This window comes from Pseudomonas sp. P179, assembly GCF_000478485.2.
GTDB classification, from domain to species: Bacteria; Pseudomonadota; Gammaproteobacteria; order Pseudomonadales; family Pseudomonadaceae; genus Pseudomonas; species Pseudomonas aeruginosa.
Genome location: NZ_KI517354.1, coordinates 2,872,355 through 2,897,377, shown reverse-complemented (window position 1 = coordinate 2,897,377; position 25,023 = coordinate 2,872,355). Strand labels below are relative to the sequence as shown.

22 protein-coding genes are annotated in these 25,023 nt (G+C 65.7%); 12 read left to right on the top strand and 10 right to left on the bottom strand.

Going from position 1 to position 25,023, the window contains the following annotated elements:
* Nucleotides 1–70 precede the first annotated feature (70 nt).
* Entirely contained in the window at nucleotides 71–1,453 is a 1,383-nt protein-coding gene (locus HMPREF1224_RS25995) for an OprD family porin (RefSeq protein ID WP_003084265.1), read from the top strand.
* Between the two features lie 134 nt (nucleotides 1,454–1,587).
* On the opposite strand, the gene aguA is transcribed toward HMPREF1224_RS25995, so the two are convergent.
* From aguA to HMPREF1224_RS25970, 5 genes are all read right to left on the bottom strand, one after another.
* Entirely contained in the window at nucleotides 1,588–2,694 is a 1,107-nt protein-coding gene (gene aguA / locus HMPREF1224_RS25990; RefSeq protein WP_003118139.1) for an agmatine deiminase, read from the bottom strand.
* Between the two features lie 85 nt (nucleotides 2,695–2,779).
* Nucleotides 2,780–3,658, bottom strand: coding sequence for an N-carbamoylputrescine amidase (aguB, locus tag HMPREF1224_RS25985; RefSeq protein WP_003111119.1), 879 nt, complete (start codon nucleotides 3,656–3,658; stop codon nucleotides 2,780–2,782).
* Nucleotides 3,659–3,820: 162 nt separating this feature from the next.
* Nucleotides 3,821–4,486 carry a TetR/AcrR family transcriptional regulator gene (locus tag HMPREF1224_RS25980; protein WP_003107783.1) on the bottom strand — a complete coding sequence of 222 codons (666 nt, stop codon included), beginning with the start codon at nucleotides 4,484–4,486 and terminating at the stop codon, nucleotides 3,821–3,823.
* A gap of 60 nt (nucleotides 4,487–4,546) precedes the next feature.
* Nucleotides 4,547–5,608: a polyamine ABC transporter substrate-binding protein gene (locus tag HMPREF1224_RS25975; protein WP_003107781.1), complete on the bottom strand. Its 1,062-nt coding sequence runs from the start codon at nucleotides 5,606–5,608 to the stop codon at nucleotides 4,547–4,549.
* Between the two features lie 255 nt (nucleotides 5,609–5,863).
* Entirely contained in the window at nucleotides 5,864–7,240 is a 1,377-nt protein-coding gene (locus tag HMPREF1224_RS25970; RefSeq protein ID WP_003112937.1) for a glutamine synthetase family protein, read from the bottom strand.
* Nucleotides 7,241–7,518: 278 nt separating this feature from the next.
* On the opposite strand from HMPREF1224_RS25970, the gene HMPREF1224_RS25965 reads away from it, so the two are divergent.
* From HMPREF1224_RS25965 to HMPREF1224_RS25930, 8 genes are all read left to right on the top strand, one after another.
* A complete protein-coding gene (locus tag HMPREF1224_RS25965) occupies nucleotides 7,519–8,271 on the top strand; it encodes a gamma-glutamyl-gamma-aminobutyrate hydrolase family protein (RefSeq protein WP_003112938.1) in 753 nt (250 codons plus the stop codon).
* A 40-nt stretch (nucleotides 8,272–8,311) separates the two neighbouring features.
* Nucleotides 8,312–9,670 carry a glutamine synthetase family protein gene (locus HMPREF1224_RS25960; protein ID WP_003084290.1) on the top strand — a complete coding sequence of 453 codons (1,359 nt, stop codon included), beginning with the start codon at nucleotides 8,312–8,314 and terminating at the stop codon, nucleotides 9,668–9,670.
* Between the two features lie 65 nt (nucleotides 9,671–9,735).
* Nucleotides 9,736–11,106, top strand: a complete 1,371-nt coding sequence (spuC, locus tag HMPREF1224_RS25955; protein WP_003084297.1) for a putrescine--pyruvate aminotransferase — start codon at nucleotides 9,736–9,738, stop codon at nucleotides 11,104–11,106.
* Between the two features lie 115 nt (nucleotides 11,107–11,221).
* A complete protein-coding gene (spuD, locus tag HMPREF1224_RS25950; protein ID WP_003084299.1) occupies nucleotides 11,222–12,325 on the top strand; it encodes a putrescine-binding protein SpuD in 1,104 nt (367 codons plus the stop codon).
* A gap of 418 nt (nucleotides 12,326–12,743) precedes the next feature.
* Complete coding sequence (gene spuE, locus HMPREF1224_RS25945) at nucleotides 12,744–13,841, top strand: spermidine-binding protein SpuE (RefSeq protein WP_003084301.1); 1,098 nt, start codon at nucleotides 12,744–12,746, stop codon at nucleotides 13,839–13,841.
* 54 nt (nucleotides 13,842–13,895) lie between these two features.
* On the top strand, nucleotides 13,896–15,050 hold the full coding sequence (gene potA, locus HMPREF1224_RS25940) for a polyamine ABC transporter ATP-binding protein (RefSeq protein WP_003084303.1): 1,155 nt from the start codon (nucleotides 13,896–13,898) through the stop codon (nucleotides 15,048–15,050).
* Between the two features lie 26 nt (nucleotides 15,051–15,076).
* Nucleotides 15,077–15,958, top strand: a complete 882-nt coding sequence (locus HMPREF1224_RS25935; protein WP_003121722.1) for an ABC transporter permease subunit — start codon at nucleotides 15,077–15,079, stop codon at nucleotides 15,956–15,958.
* A gap of 82 nt (nucleotides 15,959–16,040) precedes the next feature.
* Nucleotides 16,041–16,910, top strand: a complete 870-nt coding sequence (locus HMPREF1224_RS25930) for an ABC transporter permease subunit (protein ID WP_003084307.1) — start codon at nucleotides 16,041–16,043, stop codon at nucleotides 16,908–16,910.
* 177 nt (nucleotides 16,911–17,087) lie between these two features.
* Here HMPREF1224_RS25930 and hacB read toward each other — a convergent pair whose 3' ends face one another.
* Nucleotides 17,088–19,475 carry an N-acylhomoserine lactone acylase HacB gene (hacB, locus tag HMPREF1224_RS25925; protein ID WP_010793556.1) on the bottom strand — a complete coding sequence of 796 codons (2,388 nt, stop codon included), beginning with the start codon at nucleotides 19,473–19,475 and terminating at the stop codon, nucleotides 17,088–17,090.
* A 110-nt stretch (nucleotides 19,476–19,585) separates the two neighbouring features.
* On the opposite strand from hacB, the gene HMPREF1224_RS25920 reads away from it, so the two are divergent.
* Nucleotides 19,586–20,638 carry an AraC family transcriptional regulator gene (locus HMPREF1224_RS25920; protein ID WP_003112941.1) on the top strand — a complete coding sequence of 351 codons (1,053 nt, stop codon included), beginning with the start codon at nucleotides 19,586–19,588 and terminating at the stop codon, nucleotides 20,636–20,638.
* On the opposite strand, the gene HMPREF1224_RS25915 is transcribed toward HMPREF1224_RS25920, so the two are convergent.
* Nucleotides 20,617–21,120, bottom strand: a complete 504-nt coding sequence (locus HMPREF1224_RS25915; RefSeq protein ID WP_010793555.1) for a hypothetical protein — start codon at nucleotides 21,118–21,120, stop codon at nucleotides 20,617–20,619. The two genes, HMPREF1224_RS25920 and HMPREF1224_RS25915, sit on opposite strands and share 22 nt — an antisense overlap.
* Before the next feature lie 104 nt (nucleotides 21,121–21,224).
* Nucleotides 21,225–21,836 carry a DUF6436 domain-containing protein gene (locus tag HMPREF1224_RS25910; protein WP_010793554.1) on the bottom strand — a complete coding sequence of 204 codons (612 nt, stop codon included), beginning with the start codon at nucleotides 21,834–21,836 and terminating at the stop codon, nucleotides 21,225–21,227.
* A gap of 76 nt (nucleotides 21,837–21,912) precedes the next feature.
* Here HMPREF1224_RS25910 and HMPREF1224_RS25905 point away from each other — a divergent pair, with 76 nt between their 5' ends.
* The gene (locus tag HMPREF1224_RS25905) at nucleotides 21,913–22,854 is read left to right on the top strand and encodes a phospholipase BipL (RefSeq protein ID WP_003084318.1); all 942 of its coding nucleotides are present in this window, start codon (nucleotides 21,913–21,915) and stop codon (nucleotides 22,852–22,854) included.
* A gap of 19 nt (nucleotides 22,855–22,873) precedes the next feature.
* Here the strand turns inward: HMPREF1224_RS25905 and HMPREF1224_RS25900 are convergent, their stop codons facing one another.
* Entirely contained in the window at nucleotides 22,874–23,626 is a 753-nt protein-coding gene (locus HMPREF1224_RS25900) for a hypothetical protein (RefSeq protein WP_003084320.1), read from the bottom strand.
* Between the two features lie 48 nt (nucleotides 23,627–23,674).
* On the opposite strand from HMPREF1224_RS25900, the gene HMPREF1224_RS25895 reads away from it, so the two are divergent.
* On the top strand, nucleotides 23,675–24,373 hold the full coding sequence (locus HMPREF1224_RS25895; RefSeq protein WP_019396258.1) for a 2OG-Fe(II) oxygenase: 699 nt from the start codon (nucleotides 23,675–23,677) through the stop codon (nucleotides 24,371–24,373).
* A 21-nt stretch (nucleotides 24,374–24,394) separates the two neighbouring features.
* Here HMPREF1224_RS25895 and HMPREF1224_RS25890 read toward each other — a convergent pair whose 3' ends face one another.
* Entirely contained in the window at nucleotides 24,395–24,949 is a 555-nt protein-coding gene (locus HMPREF1224_RS25890) for a DUF6160 family protein (protein ID WP_003162092.1), read from the bottom strand.
* Nucleotides 24,950–25,023: the final 74 nt, after the last annotated feature.

Here is a 25,023-nt window from a genome sequence, read left to right as displayed (position 1 = left end):
CCGGTCGGGCCCACGCGTTCCACTTCCCCCGACCGGAAGACAATTAGCAATACCAATGGGGAAAAGACCAATGAAGAGTCGCAAGATCAACAAGTCACGACTGGCCCTGGCCATCACTGCCGGTACCCTCGGTGCCCTGGCGCAACAGGCGGTCGCCGCCGGTTTCATCGAGGACAGCAAGGCATCGCTGACCCTGCGCAACTTCTACATCAATACCGACAACCGCAATGGCACCGCCTCGCCGAGCAAGCAGGAAGAGTGGGGCCAGGGCTTCATCCTGAATTACCAGTCGGGCTTCACCCAGGGCACCGTCGGCTTCGGCGTCGACGCGCTGGGCCTGCTCGGCGTGCGCCTGGACGGCGGCGGCCGTGCCGGCAAGAGCGGCCTGGACCGCCAGCCGGGCACCGTGTTCCCGCTGGAAAGCAACGGCGAGCCGGTGCACGACTTCGCCAGCCTGGGCCTGACCGCCAAGGCCAAGGTATCCAACACCGAGTTCCGCTATGGCACCCTGCAGCCGAAGCTGCCGGTGGTCACCTACAACGACGGCCGCCTGCTGCCGGTCACCTTCGAGGGCGGCCAGGTCACCTCGACCGACCTCAAGGACTTCACCCTGGTTGCCGGCCAACTGGAACACTCCAAGGGCCGTAACTCCACCGACAACCGCAGCCTGAGCATCGCCGGCGCCAACGGCAGCAGCGCCAGTTCGCGCGACAGCAACAAGTTCTACTACGCGGGTGGTGACTACAAGGTCAACAAGGACCTGACCCTGCAGTACTACTACGGCAACCTGGACGACTTCTACAAGCAGCACTTCCTCGGCCTGATCCACAACTGGCAGATTGGCCCGGGCGTCCTGAAGACCGACCTGCGCGCCTTCGACAGCAGCTCCGACGGCAAGAACGGCAGCCGTTCCGGCCGTGCCGACGGCTACGTCAGCAGCGGCTACTACGGCAGCGGCGTGACCAAGGGCGAAGTCGACAACCGCGCCTTCAGCGGCCTCTTCACCTATACCGTCAGCGGCCACAGCATCGGCGCCGGCTACCAGATCCTCAACGGCGACAGTGACTTCCCGTTCCTGAACCGTGGCGATGGCGAAGGTTCTACCGCGTACCTGATCACCGACGTGCAGATCGGCAAGTTCCAGCGTGCCGGCGAGCGCACCTGGCAGGTCCGCTACGGCTACGACTTCGCCACCGTCGGCGTGCCGGGCCTGACCTTCAACACCATTTACCTGAGCGGCGACAAGATCAAGACCGCCCGCGGCGACCAGAGCGAGTGGGAACGCGATATCTCCCTGGCCTACGTGATCCCGGACGGCACCTTCAAGGGCCTGGGCTTCACCTGGAAGAACGCCTCCTTCCGCAGCGGCCTGCCGGCTGCCGGTTCGAGCAACAACCAGCGCGACCAGGACGAGAACCGCCTGATCGTCAGCTACACCCTGCCGCTGCTGTAAGCTCCGGCCGGACAGGAAAAAGCCCGCGTCCTCCTGGAGGACGCGGGCTTTTTTCATTCATGGCGCCACTCGGCGTGCCGGGCCGGCCAGGGCGAACAGCGCCGCGGCTGGCCATCCGCCCTGCGGGATGCCCGTCAGGCCTTGCGCGGCGCCGGTTGCTGCTGGGTGATGCAATGGATGTTGCCGCCGCCGAGGAGGATCTCGCGCCCCGGGACCATCACCACCTCGTGCTCGGGGAACACGCGCTGGAGGATCGCCCTGGCCTCGGCGTCCTTGGGATCGTCGAAGCTCGGCGCGATGATGCCGCCGTTGACGATCAGGAAGTTCACGTAGGAGCCGGCCAGGCGAATGGAGGGATCGCGCGGCTGGCTGCCCTCGACGATATCCACGCCGTCGCACTCTTCCTGGGTCGCGTACAGCGGGCCGGGGATCGGCATCTTGTGTACCACCAGCTTGCGTCCCTTGGCGTCGCGGCTTTCTTCCAGCACGCGGAGGGCGGCCTGGCAGCGCAGGTAGTTCGGGTCGTCCTGGTCGTCGGTCCAGGCCAGCAGCACCTCGCCGGGACGCACGTAGCAGCAGAAGTTGTCGACGTGGCCGTCGGTCTCGTCGTTGTAGAGGCCGTTCGGCAGCCAGATGATGCTCTCCACCGCAAGGTAGTCGCGCAGGGTCCGCTCGATCTCCGCCTGGCTCAGGTGCGGGTTGCGGTTGTGGTTGAGCAGGCATTCCTCGGTGGTGATCAGCGTGCCTTCGCCGTCGACGTGGATCGAGCCGCCCTCGAGGACGAAGTCGTCGGTGCGGTAGCGGGCGCGCCGTTCGATCTCGAGGATCTTGCGTGCCACCTGGTCGTCGCGCTGCCAGGGGAAGTACAGGCCGCCTTCGAAGCCGCCCCAGGCGTTGAAGCCCCAGTCGACGCCGCGTACATCGCCCTTGTCGTCGATGACGAAGGTCGGGCCGGTGTCGCGGACCCAGGCATCGTCGCTGCTGATTTCCACGACGCGGATGTTGCCGTCGTCGAGGCGTGCGCGCGCGTTCTCGTACTGCCCGGCGCTGGCGCAGACGGTGACCGGCTCGAAGCGCGCGATGGCCTTGGCCACCGCGGCGAAGGCCGCCTGGGCCGGCTTGCCGCCGTTGCGCCAGTTGTCCGGGCGTTCCGGCCAGACCATCCAGGTCTGCTCGTGGGGTTCCCATTCGGCGGGCATGCGGAAGCCGTCGGCGCGTGGGGTGCTGGTCGGGTTGCTCATCGCTGCTCCTGAAATCGTTGCTATGCGCGGCGGACGCCGGCGCGGAATGCGCGGGGCGTCCCCGCGCGGATCGTTTCCCGAGGCCTCACGACTCCAGCGAACCGTCCAGGGTCTTCAGCGGACCGTAGAGGTTCGGCCGGCGGTCGCGGAACACGCCCCAGGCGCTGCGGGTGCGCTCCAGCGCATCGAGGTCGAAGGTGTGGACAAGGATACCTTCCTCGGTGCGGTTCAGCTCCTCGACTTTCTCGCCGAACGGGTCGGCGATGAACGAAGAACCATAGAAGGTGATGTCGTAGCCATCCTGCTCCTCGCGGCCGATGCGGTTGGAAGCCACCAGCGGCATCAGGTTGGCTCCGGCATGGCCTTGCTGCACGCGCTGCCAGTGATCGCGCGAGCTGATGCTGGCGTCGTGCGGTTCGCTACCGATGGCGGTCGGGTAGAACAGGAGTTCCGCGCCGAGCAAGGCCATGCTGCGCGCCGATTCGGGGAACCACTGGTCCCAGCAGATACCGACGCCGATCCGTGCGTAGCGGGTCTGCCAGACCTTGAAGCCGGTGTCGCCCGGATTGAAGTAGTACTTCTCGTGGTAGCCCGGGCCGTCCGGGATGTGGCTCTTGCGGTAGACCCCGAGGTTGCCGCCATCGGCGTCGATGACCGCGATGCTGTTGAAGCGGGCGCGCCCGGCGCGTTCGAAGAAGCTGATCGGCAATACCACCTGCAACTCCCGGGCGAGGGCCTGGAAGTGGGCGATGGCGGCGTTCTCCTCGACCGTGGTGGCCAGCTGCAGGTAGTCCGGGTTCGGCTTCTGGCAGAAGTAGGGGGTCTCGAACAGTTCCTGGATCAGGATGATCTGCGCACCCCTGGCGGCGGCCTGGCGCACCAGTTTCTCGGCGCGGGCGATGTTCGCCGGACGATCCCAGGAGCAGGCCATCTGGGTGGCGGCGACGGTGACGTTGCGGGTCATGGAGCACCTCGTGTGCTGGCTCGGATGGCTGCCGGGCTTGGCGGCGGCCGGTTGTGGGTCGGGCGGGCGGGAACGGGGTGTCGCGCCCGATCGAGTGATGGGCGGATTTATATCCGATAAAAATCGGACTGTGAAGCGGTTTAAGAGGGTGTCATGGATTTTCTATCGATTTAAATCGGATATAAATCCGGATAATGGTTCGCTACGCTTTTCCAGGATCGGCGGCAGGTAGAGCCCCAGGTAGGCGTCGAACACCCGCATGCCTTCTTCCGCCAGGCGTGCGTCGATGATCCCGTGACGCTGGACCGACAATGCGTAGACGCGATCGCCTAGCTCCATGGCCAGGCTGAAGATCTCGATATCGGTCGGCAGCGGTGGCAGCAGGAAATGCCGCTCGAACAGGGCGCGCATGGCCTGGCCGAGTTGCACGTCATGCTGGCGATCGGCCTGGGTGACTTCGGCCAGGCCGTGGCTGGCGAGAATCAGTTGGCGGGCCGCCGCGTCGCGGGCGTAGACCGCCAGCATGCGCTCCTCGACGATCCGCGACAGGTCGCGCCAGCAGCGCAGGCCTGCATGGTCCACCGGCTGTTCGAGGCACGCGCGGAAGGCGGCGTGGACCTCGCCGGTCAGCCCCTGGAGCAGGGCCGGCACGCTGGGGAAGAAGTGGTAGACCGACGATGGCGGCATTTCCGCGCGTTCGGCCACGCTATAGATGGTCAGGCCGCCGATGCCTTCGTCGGCGAGCAGGCCGCGGGCGGCGTCGAGGATCGCGGCGATCCGGGCCTGGCTGCTGGCGCGGGGCTTGCGGGTGGACGAGGTGGGCTGCATGGCGGGTCTCCGGGCGTGAGCGGCTATTGGACGCCAGCTCACGCGACCGGAGCAAGCCGCTCAGTGGCTGGCGCCGCGGAAGGCCTTCCAGATCTCGTCGACCACCGGCCGGAGCTTTTCCGGCGGCGTTTCCAGGGCGAACAGGCGGCGGCTGGTGTCGCGGTCCGGATACAGGCCCGGTTGCTGGCGCAGGGCGGGATCGAGGAAGCCGGCGGCGTCGGCGTTGCCGCTGGGGTAGAGGGTGGCGGCGGTGATCTGTGCGGCGATCTTTGGTTGCATCAGGTAGTCGATGAAACGGTGCGCCTCGCGTGGATGCTGGGCGCCGGCCGGGATCACCAGGTTGTCGATGAACAGCACCGAGCCTTCCTGCGGTACCTCGAAACTTACCGGCTGGCCCGCCTTGGCCGCGCGCAGGGCGTCGCCGACCCAGGCCATGGCCAGGCAGAGGCGACCGCCTTCGAGGTCGGCGATGTAGCGCTCGCTGTCGACGTAGCGCAGGTTCGGTCGCAGTCCGTGCAGCGCCTCGGCGGCGCGGCGTACCTGGCTCGGCGCAGTACGACCGAGGTTGCGGCCCTGGTAGTTGAGGAGGATCGCCAGGGTTTCGTCCGGCGCGTCCAGCAGGCTGATGCCGCAGCTTTTCAGGCGCTGGCTCTGGCTGGCGTCGAACAGCAGGCTCCAGCTGTTGGGCAGCGGCCCGCCATAGGCGGCTTCGGCCTGCGGGGTATTGATGGCCAGGCCTACGGCACCCCATAGATAGGGGACGGCGTGGCGATTGTCAGGATCGACCGCGGCCAGTTTGCTCAGCAATTGACGGTCGAGATGGCTGCGGTTGGGCAGCTGGGTGAAGTCCAGCGGCCGCAGCAGGTTGTCCTTCAGCAGGGCCGGCAGGGTGTCGTGGGAGGGGACGGCGACGTCGATCGCCTCGCCACTGCGCAGCGCCTTGTCCAGTTCCTCGGCGGTGGCGAAGGTGTGGTACTCGACGCGGATGCCGGTGTCCTTCTGGAAGGACTCGAGCACCTGTGGGTCGATGTAGTCGTTCCAGTTGTAGACGCGCAGGGTCTCCTCGGCCTGGGCCAGCCAGGGTGCGAGGGCGAGGAACAGCAGGGCGGAAAGGCGGGGCATGGAATCTTCTCGCTGGACGGAACGGAGCGGACGATGGTGCCGGAGCCAGGCGGCAGAGGCATTGATGCAGGCCAGCATCGAGTCTGGCGGGAGGCGTGGCGGCAGGCTGTGCCGTGGCGCACATTTCCCGGTTCCGAGAAAAGGACCGGGGCGGTTTCCCAGACACAGACGCCCCCGCGTTGAGTGTCTGCGAAACCGCCCCGGATTTCGCTGCGTACGGCGCCGGCCCAGGACCGGCGCGCCGATACCGCTACCTCAGACGGTATGCAGGTACCAGTTGTACTCGAGGTCGGAGATCGAGTGCTCGAACTCCTCCAGCTCGCTTTCCTTGCAGGCGACGAAGATGTCGATGTACTTCGGGTCGATGTACTTCGCCATGATCTCGCTTTCGTCCAGCTCTCGCAGGGCGTCGCGCAGGTTGTTCGGCAGGCTCGGCTCCATCTGCTCGTAGGAGTTGCCTTCGATCGGCGCGCCCGGCTCGACCTTGTTGGTCAGCCCGTGATGAACGCCTGCCAGCACCGCTGCCAGTAGCAGGTAGGGGTTGGCGTCGGCACCGGCCACCCGATGTTCCAGGCGTACCGCGTCCGGGCTGCCGGTGGGCACGCGCAGGGCCACGGTGCGGTTGTCCAGGCCCCAGCTCGGCGCGTTCGGCACGTAGAACTGCGAACCGAAGCGGCGGTAGGAGTTGACGTTCGGGCAGAGGAAGGCCATGGAGGCCGGCAGGGTCTCGAGCACACCGCCGATCGCATGGCGCAATGCGGCGTTCTGCTCGGGATCCTCGCTGGTGAAGATGTTGTTGCCATGCTTGTCGAGCAGCGAGATATGCACGTGCAGTCCGTTCCCGGCCTGGCCCGGATAGGGCTTGGCCATGAAGGTGGTGTCCATCTCGTGGTCGTAGGCGATGTTCTTGACCAGGCGCTTGAGCAGCACCGCGTGGTCGCAGGCCTTGAGGGCGTCGTTGACGTGGTTGAGGTTGACCTCGAACTGCGCCGGTGCGGATTCGGCGACGATGGCGTCGGCCGGGATGCCCTGGGCGCGGGCGCCGTCGATGATGTCCTGGAGGCACTCGACGTATTCGTCGAGGTCGTCGATGGAGTACACCTGCACCGACTGCGGACGTTTGCCGGAGATCGGCGAGCGCGGCGGTTGCGGCCGGCCGTTCACGTTCTCCTGGTCGATCAGGTAGAACTCCAGCTCGAAGGCGGCGACGATGGTCAGTTCCATCTCGGTGAACCTGGCCACCACCTGGCGCAGGACTTCGCGGGGGTCGGCGAAGAACGGCTCGCCTTCCAGTTCGTGCATGGTCATCAGCAGTTGCGCGGTCGGGCGCTTCTGCCAGGGTTCCATGGAGAGGGTGCCGGGGATCGGGTAGCAGATCCGGTCGGCGTCGCCGATGTCGAGACCCAGGCCGGTACTCTCTACGGTGGAGCCGGTGATATCGAGGGCGAACAGGGAAGCGGGAAGGTTGATACCTTTTTCGAAGACTTTGTTCAGACTGTTGCGTTCGATCCGCTTGCCGCGAACCACGCCATTCATGTCTGCAATAAGGAGGTCGACGAACTGGACCTCGGGATGTTCCTTGAGGAACTCGCTCGGTTCAGTGAGCTGAACGGCACGCTGGGGTACCGACATGATGCAACACCTTTTTTGTTAAAAATTTCAATCATGCGGGGGGTAGGCTATGAGTCAATCCGAAAGCCTGTGGGATGTCAATAGCCGCCAAAAATGCCCTCTTGTGGGGCGTTGAGGCCGTTTTCAGGGCATTTTCGCCGGACGAAAAGCCGAAAAAAACCTCGCGTCGAAGGGTGTTCAGGAGTGCGTGTTCAATTTTTTACAGGCCTATTGTGTAAAAAAATGAACAACGCTAAGCTCGGCCAAACCCCATAACATCTACAAACAACGGGTGTCTCATGTCTCGCCTGCCGTTAATCGGCGTCACCGCCTGCACCAAGCAGATCGGTCTTCATCCCTACCACATTGCCGGCGACAAATATCTGCGTGCCGTCGTCAACGGCGCTGGCGGTCTCCCGCTGATCATTCCTGCGCTGGGCGAGTCGATCGACCAGGCAGCCCTGCTGGACAGCGTCGACGGCTTGCTCTTCACTGGCTCGCCGTCGAACGTCGAGCCCCGTCATTATAGTGGACCGGCGAGCGAGCCCGGCACCCTCCACGACTCCGACCGCGACGCCACCACGTTGCCGCTGGTCCGCGCCGCCATCGACGCCGGCATTCCGGTCCTCGGCATCTGCCGCGGTTTCCAGGAAATGAACGTGGCTTTCGGCGGCAGCCTGCACCAGAAGGTGCACGAGGTCGGAACCTTCATGGACCACCGCGAGCCGGCCGACCAGCCGCTCGAGGTTCAGTACGCGCCGCGCCATGCCATGCATGTGCAGCCGGGCGGAGTGCTCGCCGGTATCGGCTTGCCGAGCGAGTTCCAGGTCAATTCCATCCATGGCCAGGGCGTTGATCGTCTGGCGCCGGGCCTTCGAGTAGAAGCACTGGCGCCTGACGGGTTGGTCGAAGCCATCTCCGTAGAAGGTGCAAAAGCCTTCGCTCTTGGTGTGCAATGGCACCCGGAGTGGCAGGTTCTGACGAACCCCAACTATCTCGCTATCTTCCAGGCTTTCGGTAAGGCCTGCAGCAAGAGGGCGGGGCAACGTTGAGTCCGGCTGTTGGGGCCGGACTCTCAACCCTGAGGTCTTTATGACTACCAAGTTAGACCAGCTGACCAGCTGGCTGAAGGAACGCAAGATCACCGAAGTGGAATGCCTGATTTCCGATCTGACAGGCATCGCCCGCGGCAAGATCTCGCCGACCAACAAATTCATCGCGGAAAAGGGCATGCGCCTGCCGGAGAGCGTTCTGCTGCAGACCGTCACCGGCGACTACGTGGAAGACGACATTTACTACGACCTGCTCGACCCGGCCGACATCGATATGGTCTGCCGCCCGGACGAGAATGCCGTGTTCCTCGTCCCCTGGGCCATCGAGCCCACCGCGATGGTGATCCACGACACCTTCGACAAGCTCGGCAATCCCATCGAGCTGTCGCCGCGCAACATCCTCAAGCGCGTGTTGAAGATGTATGCCGACAAGGGCTGGCGGCCGATCGTGGCGCCAGAGATGGAGTTCTACCTGACCAAGCGCAGCGACGACCCCGACTATCCGTTGCAGGCCCCGGTGGGCCGCTCCGGACGCCAGGAAACCGGGCGTCAGTCGTTCTCCATCGACGCCGCCAACGAGTTCGACCCGCTGTTCGAGGACATGTACGACTGGTGCGAGGCCCAGGGCCTTGACCTGGATACGCTGATCCACGAGGAAGGCACCGCGCAGATGGAGATCAACTTCCGTCATGGCGACGCCCTCGACCTGGCCGACCAGATCCTGGTGTTCAAGCGCACCATGCGCGAGGCCGCGCTCAAGCACAACGTCGCCGCGACCTTCATGGCCAAGCCGATGACCGGCGAGCCGGGCAGCGCGATGCACCTGCACCAGAGCATCGTCGACGTGAAGACCGGCAAGAACATCTTCTCCAATGCCGACGGCACCATGAGCGAGCTGTTCCTGCACCATATCGGCGGCCTGCAGAAGTTCATCCCGGAAGTGCTGCCGCTGTTCGCGCCCAACGTGAACTCGTTCCGCCGCTTCCTGCCCGATACCTCGGCGCCGGTGAACGTCGAGTGGGGCGAAGAGAACCGTACCGTCGGCCTGCGCGTGCCGGACTCCAGCCCGGAGAACCGCCGGGTCGAGAACCGTCTCGCCGGCGCCGACGCCAACCCTTACCTGGCGCTGGCTGCCAGCCTGCTGTGCGGCTACATCGGCATGGTCGAAGGCATCAAGCCGAGCGCCCAGGTCAAAGGTCGCGGCTATGAACGCCGCAACCTGCGCCTGCCGCTGACGATCGAAGCGGCGCTAGAGCGCATGGAGAACTGCAAGCCCCTCGAGCAGTATCTCGGCAGCAAGTTCATCAGCGGCTACGTCGCGGTGAAGCGTGCGGAGCACGAGAATTTCAAGCGGGTAATCAGCTCCTGGGAGCGGGAATTCCTCCTGCTTTCCGTTTGATCCTGACCGGGGGCGGCCGGCGTGGTCCGCCGCTCCCGGACAGTCTTGAATAGAAGAGGTGTGACATGAACAGCCAAATCACCAATGCCAAGACCCGTGAGTGGCAGGCGTTGAGCCGCGACCACCATCTGCCGCCGTTCACCGACTACAAGCAGTTGAACGAGAAGGGCGCGCGGATCATCACCAAGGCCGAAGGCGTCTATATCTGGGACAGCGAGGGCAACAAGATCCTCGATGCGATGGCCGGCCTCTGGTGCGTCAACGTCGGCTACGGCCGCGAGGAGCTGGTCCAGGCCGCCACCCGGCAGATGCGCGAGTTGCCGTTCTACAACCTGTTCTTCCAGACCGCCCACCCGCCGGTGGTCGAGCTGGCCAAGGCGATCGCCGACGTCGCTCCGGAAGGCATGAACCACGTGTTCTTCACCGGCTCCGGCTCCGAGGCCAACGACACCGTGCTGCGTATGGTCCGCCACTATTGGGCGACCAAGGGCCAGCCGCAGAAGAAAGTGGTGATCGGCCGCTGGAACGGCTACCACGGCTCCACCGTCGCCGGCGTCAGCCTGGGCGGCATGAAGGCGTTGCATGAGCAGGGTGATTTCCCCATCCCGGGCATCGTCCACATCGCCCAGCCCTACTGGTACGGCGAGGGCGGCGACATGTCGCCGGACGAGTTCGGCGTCTGGGCCGCCGAGCAGCTGGAGAAGAAGATTCTCGAAGTGGGCGAGGAAAACGTCGCCGCCTTCATCGCCGAGCCGATCCAGGGCGCCGGCGGCGTGATCGTCCCGCCGGACACCTACTGGCCGAAGATCCGCGAGATCCTCGCCAAGTACGACATCCTGTTCATCGCCGACGAAGTGATCTGCGGCTTCGGCCGTACCGGCGAGTGGTTCGGCAGCCAGTACTACGGCAACGCCCCGGACCTGATGCCGATCGCCAAGGGCCTCACCTCCGGCTACATCCCCATGGGCGGGGTGGTGGTGCGCGACGAGATCGTCGAAGTGCTCAACCAGGGCGGCGAGTTCTACCACGGCTTCACCTATTCCGGTCACCCGGTGGCGGCCGCCGTGGCCCTGGAGAACATCCGCATCCTGCGCGAAGAGAAGATCATCGAGAAGGTCAAGGCGGAAACGGCACCGTATTTGCAGAAACGCTGGCAGGAGCTGGCCGACCACCCGTTGGTGGGCGAAGCGCGCGGGGTCGGCATGGTCGCCGCCCTGGAGCTGGTCAAGAACAAGAAGACCCGCGAGCGTTTCACCGACAAGGGCGTCGGGATGCTGTGCCGGGAACATTGTTTCCGCAACGGTTTGATCATGCGCGCGGTGGGCGACACTATGATTATCTCGCCGCCGCTGGTGATCGATCCGTCGCAGATCGATGAGTTGATCACCCTGGCGCGCAAGTGCCTCGATCAGACCGCCGCCGCCGTCCTGGCTTGAGTCCCTGAGCGGACTTTTGCCAGACTGCGCCAGTGCGTTGGCCAGGCTCACCGGGTGGTGACGCGATCGGTTGCGCCACCGCCCGGATACTTCAACAAAAATGGAGCTACCCCGCATGATGAAACGTTTCGGTAAGACCCTGCTCGCCCTGACCTTGGCGGGCTCTGTGGCCGGTATGGCGCAGGCTGCGGACAACAAGGTGCTGCACGTGTACAACTGGTCCGACTACATCGCGCCGGACACCCTGGAGAAGTTCACCAAGGAAACCGGGATCAAGGTCGTCTACGACGTCTACGACAGCAACGAAGTGCTGGAAGCCAAGTTGCTGGCGGGCAAGTCCGGGTACGACGTGGTGGTGCCGTCCAACTCCTTCCTCGCCAAGCAGATCAAGGCCGGGGTCTACCAGAAACTCGACAAGTCCAAGCTGCCGAACTGGAAGAACCTGAACAAGGACCTGATGCACACCCTGGAAGTCAGCGACCCGGGCAACGAGCATGCGATTCCCTACATGTGGGGCACCATCGGCATCGGCTACAACCCGGACAAGGTCAAGGCGGCCTTCGGCGACAACGCGCCGGTGGATTCCTGGGACCTGGTATTCAAGCCGGAGAACATCCAGAAGCTGAAGCAGTGCGGCGTCAGCTTCCTCGACTCGCCGACCGAGATCCTCCCGGCGGCCCTGCATTATCTCGGCTACAAGCCGGACACCGACAATCCCAAGGAACTCAAGGCGGCCGAAGAGCTGTTCCTGAAGATCCGTCCCTACGTCACCTACTTCCACTCGTCGAAGTACATTTCCGACCTGGCCAACGGCAACATCTGCGTCGCCATCGGCTACTCCGGCGACATCTACCAGGCCAAGTCCCGCGCCGAAGAGGCGAAGAACAAGGTCACCGTCAAGTACAACATTCCCAAGGAAGGCGCCGGCAGCTTCTTCGACATGGTCGCCATTCCGAAGGACGCCGAGAACACCGAGGGCGCCCTGGCCTTCGTCAACTTCCTGATGAAGCCGGAAATCATGGCCGAGATCACCGACGTGGTTCAGTTCCCCAACGGCAACGCGGCGGCCACCCCGCTGGTGTCCGAGGCGATCCGCAACGACCCGGGCATCTACCCGAGCGAAGAGGTCATGAAGAAGCTGTATACCTTCCCCGACCTGCCGGCCAAGACCCAGCGGGCGATGACCCGCAGCTGGACCAAGATCAAGTCCGGCAAGTGATCCGCGAGGAGCCCGGCGGCGCCTGAAGCCGCCGGCGCTCCGGCACGAGAGAACCGGAACGCGGCCGGGTTTCCTCCGGCCACGCTCCCCTGCGAAGAGGTTCGACTCTTTTGCCCGTTCGTCCAGACGCTTCCTCCTGGGGGCCCGACGACCGGACGCAGTATCGACGACGAAGACGCTGCCATGGGCGCTGCGCCAATCTGCCGCGCCGGGGCCGGTCGTGTCGCTCGCACCGGGGCCGAGGGCCCGGAAAACCTGAAACCAACACGCCGGTAGGGAACCCAGCTCACTCATGTTTCCCGGCGGAATCGTCGGGTTGTCATGAAACCCGAGTGATCTGGGCTTACATCGGCACTTGAAGAACACGGGTCGAACAGGCAGGGTGCTGCCGTGAAAAGGCCCGGAACAGGAGTCGGACATGCAACATTCCATTGGCAAGACACTGCTGGTAGCCGCTCTGGCTACGGCGATCGCGGGCCCCGTGCAGGCGGAGAAGAAGAGCCTGCACATCTATAACTGGACCGATTACATCGCTCCCACCACCCTCAAGGACTTCACCAAGGAGAGCGGGATCGACGTCAGCTACGACGTCTTCGACTCCAACGAGACCCTCGAGGGCAAGCTGGTCTCCGGCCACTCCGGCTATGACATCGTGGTGCCGTCGAACAACTTCCTCGGCAAGCAGATCCAGGCCGGTGCCTTCCAGAAGCTGGACAAGAGCAAGCTGCCGAACTGGAAGAACCTCGATCCGGCGCTGCTCAAGCAACTGGAGGTCAGCGACCCGGGCAACCAGTACGCGGTTCCCTACCTGTGGGGCACCAACGGCATCGGTTACAACGTGGCCAAGGTCAAGGAAGTCCTCGGTGACCAGCCGATCGACTCCTGGGCCATCCTCTTCGAGCCGGAGAACATGAAGAAGCTCGCCAAGTGCGGCGTGGCCTTCATGGACAGCGGTGACGAGATGCTGCCCGCCGCCCTCAACTACCTGGGGCTGGATCCCAACACCCACGACCCGAAGGACTACAAGAAGGCCGAGGAAGTCCTGACCAAGGTTCGCCCCTACGTCAGCTACTTCCACTCCTCCAAGTACATCTCCGACCTGGCCAACGGCAACATCTGCGTCGCCTTCGGCTATTCCGGGGACGTCTTCCAGGCCGCTGCCCGCGCCGAAGAGGCCGGCAAGGGCATCGACATCCAGTACGTGATTCCCAAGGAAGGCGCCAACCTGTGGTTCGACCTGATGGCGATTCCCGCCGATGCCAAGGCCGCCGATAACGCCTATGCGTTCATCGACTACCTGCTGCGTCCGGAGGTGATCGCCAAGGTCAGCGACTACGTCGGCTACGCCAACGCGATACCGGGGGCCCGCCCGCTGATGGACAAGAGCGTCAGCGACAGCGAGGAGGTGTATCCGCCGCAGGCCGTGCTCGACAAGCTCTACGTTTCCGCCGTGTTGCCGGCCAAGGTGCTGCGCCTGCAGACCCGTACCTGGACCCGGATCAAGACCGGCAAATAAGTTCAAATTCCGCCCGGTAGCGTGACCGGGCTCAACGACTTGGGAGTTGTGGTAATGGCGATAGCCTCCGGTGCCTACAAGAAAGCCCTAGAGGGCAACCAGCAGCCGAAAGAGGTGCTGGTAAAGATCGACCGGGTAACCAAGCAGTTCGACGAGACGCTGGCGGTGGACACCGTGTCCCTGACCATCAACAAGGGCGAGATCTTCGCCCTGCTCGGCGGCTCCGGCTCGGGTAAATCCACCCTGTTGCGCATGCTCGCCGGTTTCGAGCGGCCCACCGAGGGGCGGATCTTCCTCGATGGCCAGGACATCACCGACCTGCCGCCCTACGAGCGACCGATCAACATGATGTTCCAGTCCTATGCGCTGTTCCCGCACATGAGCGTGGCGCAGAACATCGCCTTCGGCCTCAAGCAGGACGGCCTGCCCAAGGCCGAGATCGACGAGCGCGTGGCCGAGATGCTCAAGCTGGTGCACATGACCCAGTACGCCAAGCGCAAGCCGCACCAGCTCTCCGGCGGCCAGCGCCAGCGGGTGGCCCTGGCCCGTTCGCTGGCCAAGCGGCCGAAGCTGCTGCTGCTCGACGAGCCGATGGGCGCGCTGGACAAGAAGCTGCGCTCGCAGATGCAACTGGAACTGGTGGAGATCATCGAGCGCGTCGGCGTGACCTGCGTGATGGTGACCCACGACCAGGAAGAGGCCATGACCATGGCCCAGCGCATCGCCATCATGCACCTGGGCTGCATCGAGCAGATCGGCAGCCCGATGGACATCTACGAGACCCCGGCGAGCCGCCTGGTCTGTGAGTTCATCGGCAACGTCAACCTGTTCGACGGCGTGCTGGTGGAGGACGTGCAGGACCATGCGGTGATCGCCTGCCCGCAGCTGGAGAACCCGATCTACATCGGCCACGGCATCAGCACCCGCGCCGAGGACAAGCGCATCACCTACGCGCTGCGGCCGGAGAAGGTGATGATCAGCGCGCAGAAGCCGGACAACCTGGAACACGCCGGGCACAACTGGGCCCAGGGCACCGTCTACGACATCGCCTACCTTGGCGGCCACTCGGTGTACTACATCAAGCTGGCCTCCGGGATGATCGTCCAGGCTTTCATGGCCAACGCCGAGCGCCACGTCGCCCGGCCGACCTGGGACCAGTCGGTGTACATCAGCTGGTACGACGACAGCGGCGTGGTACTGCAGTCATGAAATTCGCCAACAGCCTGAAAAAGCGCATGCCCACCGGGCGGCATGCGGTCATCGGGGTGCCGTTCCTGTGGCTCTTCCTGTTCTTCCTGCTGCCCTTCGCCATCGTGCTGAAGATCAGCCTGGCGGAAGCGGACGTGGCCATCCCGCCCTACACCGAGATCTTCGCCTACGCGGACCAGCAGTTGCAGGTGCTCCTCAACCTCGGCAACTACCTGATGCTGACCGATGACCCGCTCTACATCGATGCCTACCTCGGCTCGCTGAAGATGGCCTTCATCAGTACCCTGATCTGCCTGCTGGTGGGCTACCCGATGGCCTATGCCATCGCCCGCTCCAGCCAGTCCTCGCAGACCGTCCTGCTGCTGCTGATCATGATGCCGACCTGGACGGCGATCCTGATCCGGGTCTATGCCTGGATGGGCATCCTTTCCAACAACGGCCTGCTCAACAGCGTACTGATGGGGCTGGGGCTCATCAGCGAGCCGCTGACCATCCTCAATACCAACATCGCGGTGTACATCGGCATCGTCTATTCCTACCTGCCGTTCATGATCCTGCCGCTCTACGCCAACCTGGTGAAGCACGACCCGAGCCTGCTGGAGGCCGCTTCCGACCTGGGCGCGCGTAACTTCACCAGCTTCTGGAAGATCACCGTGCCGCTGTCGAAGAACGGCATCATCGCCGGCTGCATGCTGGTGTTCATCCCGGCGGTGGGCGAGTTCGTCATCCCGGAACTGCTCGGCGGCCCCGAGACCCTGATGATCGGCAAGGTGCTCTGGCAGGAGTTCTTCAACAACCGCGACTGGCCGGTGGCGTCCGCCCTGGCGGTGGTGATGCTGGCGATCCTGATCATCCCGATCATCCTGTTCAACAAGAACCAGGCCAAAGAACTGGAGGGCAAGGTATGAGCCAGCACAGCGTATCCCGCTCCGTATCCCGTTCAACAGGCTCTCCATCCAGAAGCGTGGCCAAAGAACTGGAGGGCAAGGTATGAAGCGCTGGAATTTCTCCAACGTCATGCTGATCGTCGGCCTGCTCTTCATCTACCTGCCGATGCTGATCCTGGTGATCTATTCGTTCAACGCCTCCAAGCTGGTGACGGTGTGGGGCGGCTGGTCGGTGAAGTGGTACGTCGGCCTGCTGGACAACACCCAACTGGTCAGTTCGGTCGGACGCTCCCTGGAGATCGCCTTCTATACGGCGTTCTCCTCGGTGCTCCTCGGCACCCTGGCGGCCTTCGTCCTCACCCGCATCCCGCGCTTCCGCGGTCGTACGCTGTTCGGCGGCATGGTCACCGCGCCGCTGGTGATGCCGGAAGTGATCACCGGCCTGTCGCTGCTGCTGTTGTTCGTGGCCATGGCGCAACTGATCGGCTGGCCGCAGGAACGGGGTATCGTGACCATCTGGATCGCCCACACCAGCTTCTGCTCGTCCTACGTGGCGGTGGTGGTGTCGGCGCGCCTGCGTGAACTCGACCTGTCGATCGAGGAAGCGGCGATGGACCTGGGCGCCAAGCCCTGGAAGGTGTTCCTGCTGATCACCATCCCGATGATCGCGCCCTCGCTGGCGGCGGGCGGCATGATGTCCTTCGCCCTGTCGCTGGACGACCTGGTACTGGCCAGCTTCGTCTCCGGACCCGGCTCGACCACCTTGCCGATGGAAGTGTTCTCGGCGGTACGCCTGGGCGTGAAGCCGGAGATCAACGCGGTGGCCAGCCTGATCCTGCTGAGCGTTTCGCTGTTCACCTTCTTCGCCTGGTACTTCACCCGCCAGGCCGAGGAGCGGCGTCGCCGGGCGATCCAGCAGGCGATGGAAGAGACCGCGACCGACTGGCAGAAAGGCTCGCCGACCCCGGCCTGAGCCCTCCGCCGAAAAGAAAAGGCCACCTGCGGGTGGCCTTTTTCATTGGCGCGTCGGTGGCGGGAAATGCCTGGCTACGCTCCGTAGGGCGACGCCCGAGGCGTTATCCGCCGATACCCCGTTGTATCCGGCGGACAACCACCATGCGGCTACTCGCCCAACCCCACGCCGGCCGGCTCAGCGCTTCGGCTCCAGCACCAGCACGCTCTTGCTGTTCGCCTTCACCTCGTTTTCCTCGTAGTGCTGCGGCAGGTAGTGGCCCTCGATGTAGGCCTCGGCCTGGTCGTCGTAGTGGCCGTCGAAGGGCACACCGCTCTGCCCGACCGGGTTGATGCCGAGGCTGTGGGTCGGGTCGGCGAAGTCCACCAGGCGCCGGGTCGATGGACCGTAGGTGACCGCCCAGGGGGCCGGGCCGATCTTCGCCGACAGGTTGTTCGGTACCTCGTGGGTGCCGGGGGCGGCGAACGGACCGACGTTGAGAAGGCGCCTGAGCAGCGCTTGCTGGCCCAGGGCGTGCTCGTGGGTCAGGGTATGCGCCTTGCCCCACAGCCAGCCGGACGTGTCGTTGCCGAGGGTGCCGCGCAGATGCGCGAGGGAGGCGTTCCAGGCGGCCCTGACGATATCCGCGCGGGTTTCCCGGCGCTCTGTGCGGCGGTCGTCCCACCAGGGCGAGTTGGCGTCGGCAGCCAGCCGAGGCAGCGCGCTGTCGATGGCGCGGGTGGCGATCAGGCTGTCGAAGAAGGCATCGCCCAGTTCGTCGTGCAAGGCGCCCTCGGCAATCTGGAACAGCAACTGGTTGAACAGCGTGGCGGCGGTCGAGTCGACCGGGTAGTCGCCCTTCCAGGCCGCCAGTTGCTCGACCAGGCGCTTGCCTTCGGCGTCGTCGACCACCTCGCGCAGGACCGGCAGCAAGGGTGCGAGCAGGCGTGGCGCGTAGCCGGTGCGATTGCCGAGTTGCAGCGCGCGGCTGTTGTCCAGGTTCCATTTGGTGCCGCGGTCGGCCAGTTGGGTATCCAGCCACTGGCCGCGGTCCGCCAGGTTGTAGTAGCCAGGAATCGGCCGGCCATTGGCCGGGACCGGCTGGAAGTTGGCGGAGACGATGTAGCCGCGCGCCGGGTTTTCCTCCTGCGGGTTGTCGGCGAACGGATAGAAGCCGGACTTGTCCGCCTCGCCCTTGCTGCCGTCGAGGATGAAGCTCGGGTTCACTCCCTCCGGCCGCTTCGGCAGGGCCGCCGAGGCCCACCAGCCGATATCGCCGGCGGCATTGGCCCAGACCAGGTTGAGTCCTGGCGAGTGGATCTTCGAGGCCGCCGCGCGGGCCTTGGCCAGGGTATCGGCGCGATTCAGCTGGTAGAAGGCGTCGAGCACCGGGTTCTCGGTCTCGAGGAAAGCCCACCACATGGCGATCGGGGTCTTGCCGGAGCTGGCGCCGAGCGCGTCGTTGACGATCGGACCGTGGGGCGAGCGGCGCAGGGTGAGCTTCACTGGGGCGGCGCCCTTGACCGCGATTTCCTGCTCCTCGCTCTGCAGGTCGACCCATTTGCCCTGGTACCAGACCTGGTTGGGGTTGTCCGGGTTGACCTTCTCGGCGACCAGGTCGAGGTCATCGTTCTGGAACATCGTCAGGCTCCAGCCGAACGCGCGGTTGTGGCCCAGCGAGGCGAAGGGGTTGAGCGCCTGGTGGTGGCCATAGAGTTCGAAGCCGGGCGCGCTCAGCTGGGCCTCGTACCATACCGCCGGCGCGGCGAAGCGGATATGCGGGTCGCCGGCCAGCAGGGGCTTGCCGCTGGCGGTGCGGCTGCCGGCGACGACCCAGGCGTTGCTGCCCTCGAACTGCGGCAGGCCGGCGTCCTCCAGGGCCTGCTGGCTGATACGGGCGAGGGCGCCAAGGTCCTTCCAGTCGCCGGCGCCCAGTGCGCCGGAGGGCGTCAGCACGCCCTGCGGATGCCAGTCGAGATCGAAGATGCGCAGGTAGTCGCTGCCCAGTTCGTCGCGGATGTAGGTCAGCACCGGCTCGGTGCGGAAGGCGGCGGCGAAGCTGTAGGCCATGTAGCCGGCGATGCTCAGGGTATCTTCGGGGGTGAAGGGACGCCTGGGTATGCCCAGCAGATCGAATTCGAGCGGCGTCGGGTTGTTTTCCTGGAACTGGTTGACCCCGTCCAGGTAGGCCTCCAGCACTTTCCAGGGCTGCGACTGCTTGTCCTGGCGGGCGCTGTATTCGGCGGCGTGGTCGCGGATGCGCAGGGTGCGGAACAGACGGTCGGTATCCACCAGCTTGGGTCCGAGCACTTCGGCCAGCTCGCCGCGCGCCAGGCGCCGCAGCATTTCCATCTGGAACAGGCGGTCCTGGGCGTGCACGTAGCCGAGGGCGCGGTAGAGGTCGGTCTGGTTCTGCGCATACAGGTGCGGAACCCCGCGCTCGTCGTAGCGCACGTCGACCGGCGCCTGCAGGTGGGCCACGGCGAGCGAGCCGTTGCGGAGCGGCTGCTTGGCATGGAGGTACCAGGCGCCGCCGGCAGCCGCGGCGGCGACCGCCACGGCGATCACGGTCAGGGTGCGTTTCATCGATCCTTTCTCCTTGTTGTAGTGCCGAGCATTCTGCGGATGCCGCCGGCCCGCGGCATTGACCGAATGCTCGGACCCTGGAAGTCTTTGGTCAATCGCGAGGAGCCGCCATGCAGGACGACCCGTCTACCAGCCCCCTGACCCATTCCGCCACGTTGCGGCGTCTGTTGTATGAAGCCCTGGACGCCCTCGGGCTCGACCCCACCCGCGTCTACCGCAGCGTCTACCGGCGTATCCCGCTGCCGCCGCCGACCCTGGGCGGCCGCCTGGTGCATGACAACGCCCCGTTGTTCTGGACCGAGCTGGCGGCGGTGACCGGCGATGCCGACATCGGCCTGCACCTGGGCGAGGCAATGAAGCCGCGCCTGCTCGATGTGGTCGGCTACCTGCTGCTGTCCGCGCGCGACCTGGAGGAGGCGCTGCGCAGCTTCGTGCGTTTCCAGCACATTCTCTCCGGCGGTTTCGCCGCGCGCCTCGAGGTCGAAGGGGAAACGGCAAGGCTGATCCTCGACATCAACTACCTGGGCTATGCCTCGCTGCGCCAGCAGATCGAATGCCTGATGCTGCTGTTCCTCAAGCTGCTGGCGCTGATCAGCGACGACGAGTTCGTCGCCGAGCGCATCGAGTTCCGCCACCGAGCCCCGCCGCGGCTGGGCGAACACCGCCGGTTGTTCGGCAGGCTGCCGCTGTTCTCGCGGCCGCACGATGCCCTGGTGTTTTCCGCCGCCTTGCTGCGGCGTCCTTCGCGCAACGCCAATCCGGACATGCATGACGTGCTGACCCGCCACGCGGAAGAACAGTCCCGCGAACTCAGCGAGAACCGCTTGCTCAATCGCGTGCGCTACCTGATCGAGCTGCGCCTCGGGGAGGGCTATGGCTTGCGCCAGTGCGCGGCGGAGCTGGGCCTTGGCAGCGGTGCCTTGCAGCGTGCGCTGGCCGCTGGGGGAGCGAGTTTCCGGCAGGTTCGCGATGAGGTTCGCCGGCAGCGGGCGAGCGAGATGCTGTTGGCCGGTCGCGCCATCCGCGAGGTGGCCAAGGCTTGCGGGTTCGCCGAGCTGTCGCCGTTCTACCGGGCCTTTCGCCGCTGGCACGCCGCGCCCCCGGAGCAATACAGGGCGCGGCTGGCGAAGCGGGAAGAGGGTTACTCGACCAGCGGTACCTGACGGCCGATCTCCAGGGTGGCGATGGCGTCGAGCTGGATCTCGATCTGCAGGAAGCGCATGGCGCGCTTGGGCGAGACGTTCTTGGCGATGCGCTTGACGTACTTGTCGCGCAGTTCCAGACGGTCCTCCTGGAGGTCGTCGACACGCTCGATCAGCTCGCTCGCCTGGTCGTCGCTGACGTTGCCGCTGTTGTAGGCCTGGGCGTAGTCGAGCAGGAGCTTGAGGGTTTCCTTGCTGAGCTTGTCCGACTCGGTGCGGTAGGTGTTGTAGATCGGCCAGAACTTCTCGCCTTCCTGGTCGGTGAGGTTCATGTTGGCCTCGACGATGCGCTTGCGCTTGTAGTCGACGTCGGCCAGGTCGTTCTGGATCTGCGCCTGGTGCTCCTTCATCAGTTCCTTGCTGCTGGGCTGAGGGTCGTTCTGGGCGGCCATCAGCGGCAGGCTGACGAGGGCGAGCAGGGCGAGGGTGGGACGTAGGGACATGCAGCGACTCCTTGGTTCGGCAACGGCCCCTCGTGGGCCGACCCGGGCAGTGTAGCCGCTACGCCTTCCGGCGCCCCCTCCGGAAGGCCCGGTGTTGAGCCAGGTCAGCCTTTTCCCGGGGTCCAGGGGCAGTAGCAACCCACGGCGAGGGTATGGGTGGCATCCACCGGACGTCCCTGCAGCAGCGCTTCGAGGATCGGTTCGATGAAGCTGTTGCTGGAAGTGCATACCGCGCCCTCGCTATAGGGGCCGAAGTAGGCCAGGCGGCCGTCGCGGTCCCAGATCGCCACGGCCGGGCTGGCCGGCAACTGCTCGGAACCGGGCAGACCGGCGAGGGGGCGCAGGGCGGCCAGGTTGTCCGGCAGGCGGCCCTGGCTGCCAGGCTTCTGCAGGACATGGAACTCCACGCCCTTGCCGGCGAAGCGTTCGATCAGCTCGCCGAGGTGCTGCTGGTTGCCGACGTTGCAGGGGCAGGCCGGGTCCCAGAAATGCACCAGGCGGATCGCCCCCGGCCCGGCCAGCTCGGCCGGCAGGCGCAGGCTGTCGCCGGAGAACAGGGTGGTCTGCTCGCTGAACGGGCGGATGTAGCGGATCTCGAACCACCAGTAGGCGGCGAGCAGGCCGCCGGCCCAGAGCAGGCCGACCAGGCTGACGAGGAGCGTCTTGCGGCGGGGAGTCATGGCATTCACACGGAAAACGGGTGCCAAGCTTGCCATGTGTTCGCGCGCAGCTGAATATCCCTGGGTTTCGCCCGTGGCCCGGCCACGAATCGATTGCAGCCCGGAACCGCCGATGTCAGAAGCCTTCAACCCCGATTACCTGCGCCAGCACCTGCGACCCTTGGCCGCGGCCGAGGCGGACGCCGCCGTCCTCGCCTACCAGGCCTACTACGGCCTGGACCTGCGCTCCCGCCATCCGCGCCTGCAAGCGCGGCTCGGCAGCATGGCGGTCGACGGGCGCCGCCTGGCGGTGCAGGCCTGGCTGCTGCCGGAAGCGCGCGGCAGCCTGTTGCTGATGCATGGCTATTACGACCACATGGGACTGTATCGGCACGTGGTCGACTGGGCGCTGGGCATGGGCTTCTCGGTGCTCGCCTGCGACCTGCCGGGGCATGGCCTGTCCGAAGGCGAGCGGGCCAGCATCCGCGACTTCGCCGAATACCAGGCGGTGTTCAAGGGCCTGCTGGGCCAGGCTGCCGAACTCGACCTGGCGGCGCCCTGGCACCTCTGCGGACAAAGCACCGGGGGGGCGATCCTGCTGGACTACCTGCTGCACGGCGGCGAACGTCCCGAGCTGGGCGAGACGATTCTCCTGGCGCCGCTGGTGCGCCCGCGCGCCTGGGGCTGGTCGAAGCTCAGCTACCGCCTGCTGAGCCCCTTCGTCGACTCGATCCCGCGGCGCTTCTCGGAGAACTCCAGCGATCCGCAGTTCCTCGACTTCCTCCGCGAGCACGATCCGTTGCAGCCACGCACCCTGCCGACCGCCTGGGTCGGCGCGCTGACCCGCTGGGTGCCGCGCATCGAGCGGGCACCTCGGCGTGCCCTGAGCCCCCTGGTGGTGCAGGGCGAGTCCGACGAGACGGTGGACTGGCGCCATGGCCTGAAGGTGCTGCGGGAGAAATTCGACGAGCCGCGGATACTGTTGCTGGAAGAGGCGCGCCATCACCTGGCGAACGAAAGCGAGGGGCTGCGGCGGCGCTATTTCGATTTCCTGAGCGACGCGCTGGGGGCCTGAGTTCCAGGCCCCGCGGCGATCAGGGGGCGACCGCCTGGTCCACCGCCAGGCCGGCTTTCAGCGCGGCCAGGGCCGCCTGGTAGTAGCTGCGGCCGGCCGGCGACTCGGCGAAGTTCACGTACTGGGTGAGTTCCGCATCGGAGAGATCGCGGTAGACATACAGCAGGGTGTTCTCCAGGTCCGCGCCGATCTGCTGCACCAGGCGCTGGCGCTGGCCTTCCAGCAACTGGCCGGTCTGTCCGCCGCCAAGCAGGCCGGGGAGGCCCGGAAGCATCTGGCTGAGGCTGTCGGCGGCGACCCCGGCCAGGGCCAGGCTGACTTCCGCGCCGGCCTCTCGGGCCGGAAGGACCTGGGCCAGGCGCTTGACCAGGGCCCGGCGTGGCTCGCTGGCGGTCTGCCGCGGCAGGCCGTTGCTGTGCTGGAGCAACTGGTCGCGGCGGGTGGCGAGCACCTCGGCGGCGACCACCTTGCGCCCCAGCGGCGACTCGAAGAAATTCAGCGGGCTGGCGCTGTCCGGCAGGTTCTCGCGCAGGCCGTTGAGGGCGCGCTGGTCGACTTCGGCCGGGGCGAAGCGGCGATTGCTGTTGTCCACCAGGGTCTGGTAGAGCGCGGGCGGCAGCTTGTCCTGGTAGCGCTTCTGCGCCGCGTCCAGGGCATCGCTGAAATGCGCGCGCTGGTCGGGCCAGCCAGCGGCCTGGTACAGGCGTTGATAAGGGTCGGCCAGGGCGGGCAGACCAACCAGCAGTAAAGCGAAGGCGAGCAAAGCGCGCATTGATACTCCTTTGGCGGCGAAAGCCTCGTCGTTCGGGTGGTGCCGTCCATGGGGCGCTATTGTCGACATGCGGCGGACCGCTTGTCGAGACACCGGGGCGGCACGCTACAATGGACAATGCACATCAACGTCAATCATCCACTCCTGCATCGCATCGTCGATGAACTGGTCGACCAGGGCTGGTCGCACCAGAGCATCTTCATGCCTGAGCGTCTGACCACCAGATTGGCCGAAGAGTGCCGCACCCGTGCGGTCGCGGGCGACCTGACCCCGGCGGCGATCGGCCGCGGCGACGGCCAGGTGATCCGCGAAGGCATCCGCGGCGACCTCACGCAATGGCTGGAGCCCGGAGAATCCGAGGCCTGCGACGAATACCTGGGGGTGATGGACAGCTTGCGCCAGGCGTTCAACGCCTCGCTGTTCCTCGGCCTCGAGGATTTCGAGTGCCACTTCGCGCTGTACCCGCCGGGCGCCTATTACCAGAAGCATGTCGATCGTTTCCGCGACGACGACGCACGCACCGTCTCCGCGGTTCTCTACCTCAACGATGCCTGGTTGCCCGAGCATGGCGGCGCGCTGCGCCTGCACCTGCCGCAGCGGCAGGTGGACATCCAGCCGACGGGCGGTAGCCTGGTGGTGTTCATGTCCGCCGGCACCGAGCACGAAGTCCTGCCCGCCAGCCGCGACCGGCTGTCGCTGACCGGCTGGTTCCGCCGGCGCAACGAATCCCTCCTGCAACTTTCCTGAACCCTCGGCGGCGTCGCCGCCTCAGTGACCCCAGACCCTGATCGTGCCGCGCAGGTCGGTGATGTCGCGCAGTTCGATGCGGCCGATCGAGTTGTCGCCGATGTACAGGTCGCTGGCCACCCGCAGGCGGATGCGCTGCGCCGGCAGGCCGCTGGCGATCAACTGGTCGTTGATGGTGGCGAGGTCCGGCAGGCTGATCGCCAGTTGCTGCCCGCCGCCGCTGCCGGTGGTCACGTCCAGTGCCAGGGTCGGCTGCTCGACGCCGAAGATCGGCAAGCTCAGGCCGAGCTGGGCGGCGCCCAGGGGGATGTTGCCGCCGCGCCCGTCCGGGCAGTCGCCGGCCTTCACGCAGCCGTTGTCGATCACCAGGTTGCGCAGCGAGAGGCTGCCGCCGTCGTCCACCCAGGCGACCCTGGCCGCGCCGGCGCGCAGGTCCAGGCGCAGGCTGATGCCGGCCTGGCCGGTGACCTGGCTGAGACTGTCGTTGTCCAGGGCCTCCATGGCCGCCTGGCTGGCAGCGCTGGCGAGCAACGCGGGGGCCAGGAAAAACGGTAGAAGCGAGCGGGTCGGGAGCATGACGGGCGGGTCCTTCGCGGTTGCGCGGGAAGCCAGTCTGCTCGGGGCGGCGGAGGTTCGCCATGGGCCGCCCG

What these genes read in the sequence shown, in the direction of transcription:
- HMPREF1224_RS25980 (WP_003107783.1), bottom strand. Translation starts at nt 4,486, where the DNA reads ATGCAGCCCACCTCGTCCACCCGCAAGCCCCGCGCCAGCAGCCAGGCC.
- HMPREF1224_RS25965 (WP_003112938.1), top strand. Translation starts at nt 7,519, where the DNA reads ATGTCTCGCCTGCCGTTAATCGGCGTCACCGCCTGCACCAAGCAGATC.
- HMPREF1224_RS25970 (WP_003112937.1), bottom strand. Translation starts at nt 7,240, where the DNA reads ATGTCGGTACCCCAGCGTGCCGTTCAGCTCACTGAACCGAGCGAGTTC.
- potA (WP_003084303.1), top strand. Translation starts at nt 13,896, where the DNA reads ATGGCGATAGCCTCCGGTGCCTACAAGAAAGCCCTAGAGGGCAACCAG.
- aguA (WP_003118139.1), bottom strand. Translation starts at nt 2,694, where the DNA reads ATGAGCAACCCGACCAGCACCCCACGCGCCGACGGCTTCCGCATGCCC.
- HMPREF1224_RS25915 (WP_010793555.1), bottom strand. Translation starts at nt 21,120, where the DNA reads ATGTCCCTACGTCCCACCCTCGCCCTGCTCGCCCTCGTCAGCCTGCCG.
- HMPREF1224_RS25975 (WP_003107781.1), bottom strand. Translation starts at nt 5,608, where the DNA reads ATGCCCCGCCTTTCCGCCCTGCTGTTCCTCGCCCTCGCACCCTGGCTG.
- HMPREF1224_RS25895 (WP_019396258.1), top strand. Translation starts at nt 23,675, where the DNA reads ATGGGGCGCTATTGTCGACATGCGGCGGACCGCTTGTCGAGACACCGG.
- HMPREF1224_RS25930 (WP_003084307.1), top strand. Translation starts at nt 16,041, where the DNA reads ATGAAGCGCTGGAATTTCTCCAACGTCATGCTGATCGTCGGCCTGCTC.
- HMPREF1224_RS25905 (WP_003084318.1), top strand. Translation starts at nt 21,913, where the DNA reads ATGTCAGAAGCCTTCAACCCCGATTACCTGCGCCAGCACCTGCGACCC.
- HMPREF1224_RS25900 (WP_003084320.1), bottom strand. Translation starts at nt 23,626, where the DNA reads ATGCGCGCTTTGCTCGCCTTCGCTTTACTGCTGGTTGGTCTGCCCGCC.
- HMPREF1224_RS25910 (WP_010793554.1), bottom strand. Translation starts at nt 21,836, where the DNA reads ATGGCAAGCTTGGCACCCGTTTTCCGTGTGAATGCCATGACTCCCCGC.
- HMPREF1224_RS25890 (WP_003162092.1), bottom strand. Translation starts at nt 24,949, where the DNA reads ATGCTCCCGACCCGCTCGCTTCTACCGTTTTTCCTGGCCCCCGCGTTG.
- HMPREF1224_RS25935 (WP_003121722.1), top strand. Translation starts at nt 15,077, where the DNA reads ATGCCCACCGGGCGGCATGCGGTCATCGGGGTGCCGTTCCTGTGGCTC.
- aguB (WP_003111119.1), bottom strand. Translation starts at nt 3,658, where the DNA reads ATGACCCGCAACGTCACCGTCGCCGCCACCCAGATGGCCTGCTCCTGG.
- spuC (WP_003084297.1), top strand. Translation starts at nt 9,736, where the DNA reads ATGAACAGCCAAATCACCAATGCCAAGACCCGTGAGTGGCAGGCGTTG.
- HMPREF1224_RS25995 (WP_003084265.1), top strand. Translation starts at nt 71, where the DNA reads ATGAAGAGTCGCAAGATCAACAAGTCACGACTGGCCCTGGCCATCACT.
- spuE (WP_003084301.1), top strand. Translation starts at nt 12,744, where the DNA reads ATGCAACATTCCATTGGCAAGACACTGCTGGTAGCCGCTCTGGCTACG.
- HMPREF1224_RS25960 (WP_003084290.1), top strand. Translation starts at nt 8,312, where the DNA reads ATGACTACCAAGTTAGACCAGCTGACCAGCTGGCTGAAGGAACGCAAG.
- spuD (WP_003084299.1), top strand. Translation starts at nt 11,222, where the DNA reads ATGATGAAACGTTTCGGTAAGACCCTGCTCGCCCTGACCTTGGCGGGC.
- HMPREF1224_RS25920 (WP_003112941.1), top strand. Translation starts at nt 19,586, where the DNA reads ATGCAGGACGACCCGTCTACCAGCCCCCTGACCCATTCCGCCACGTTG.
- hacB (WP_010793556.1), bottom strand. Translation starts at nt 19,475, where the DNA reads ATGAAACGCACCCTGACCGTGATCGCCGTGGCGGTCGCCGCCGCGGCT.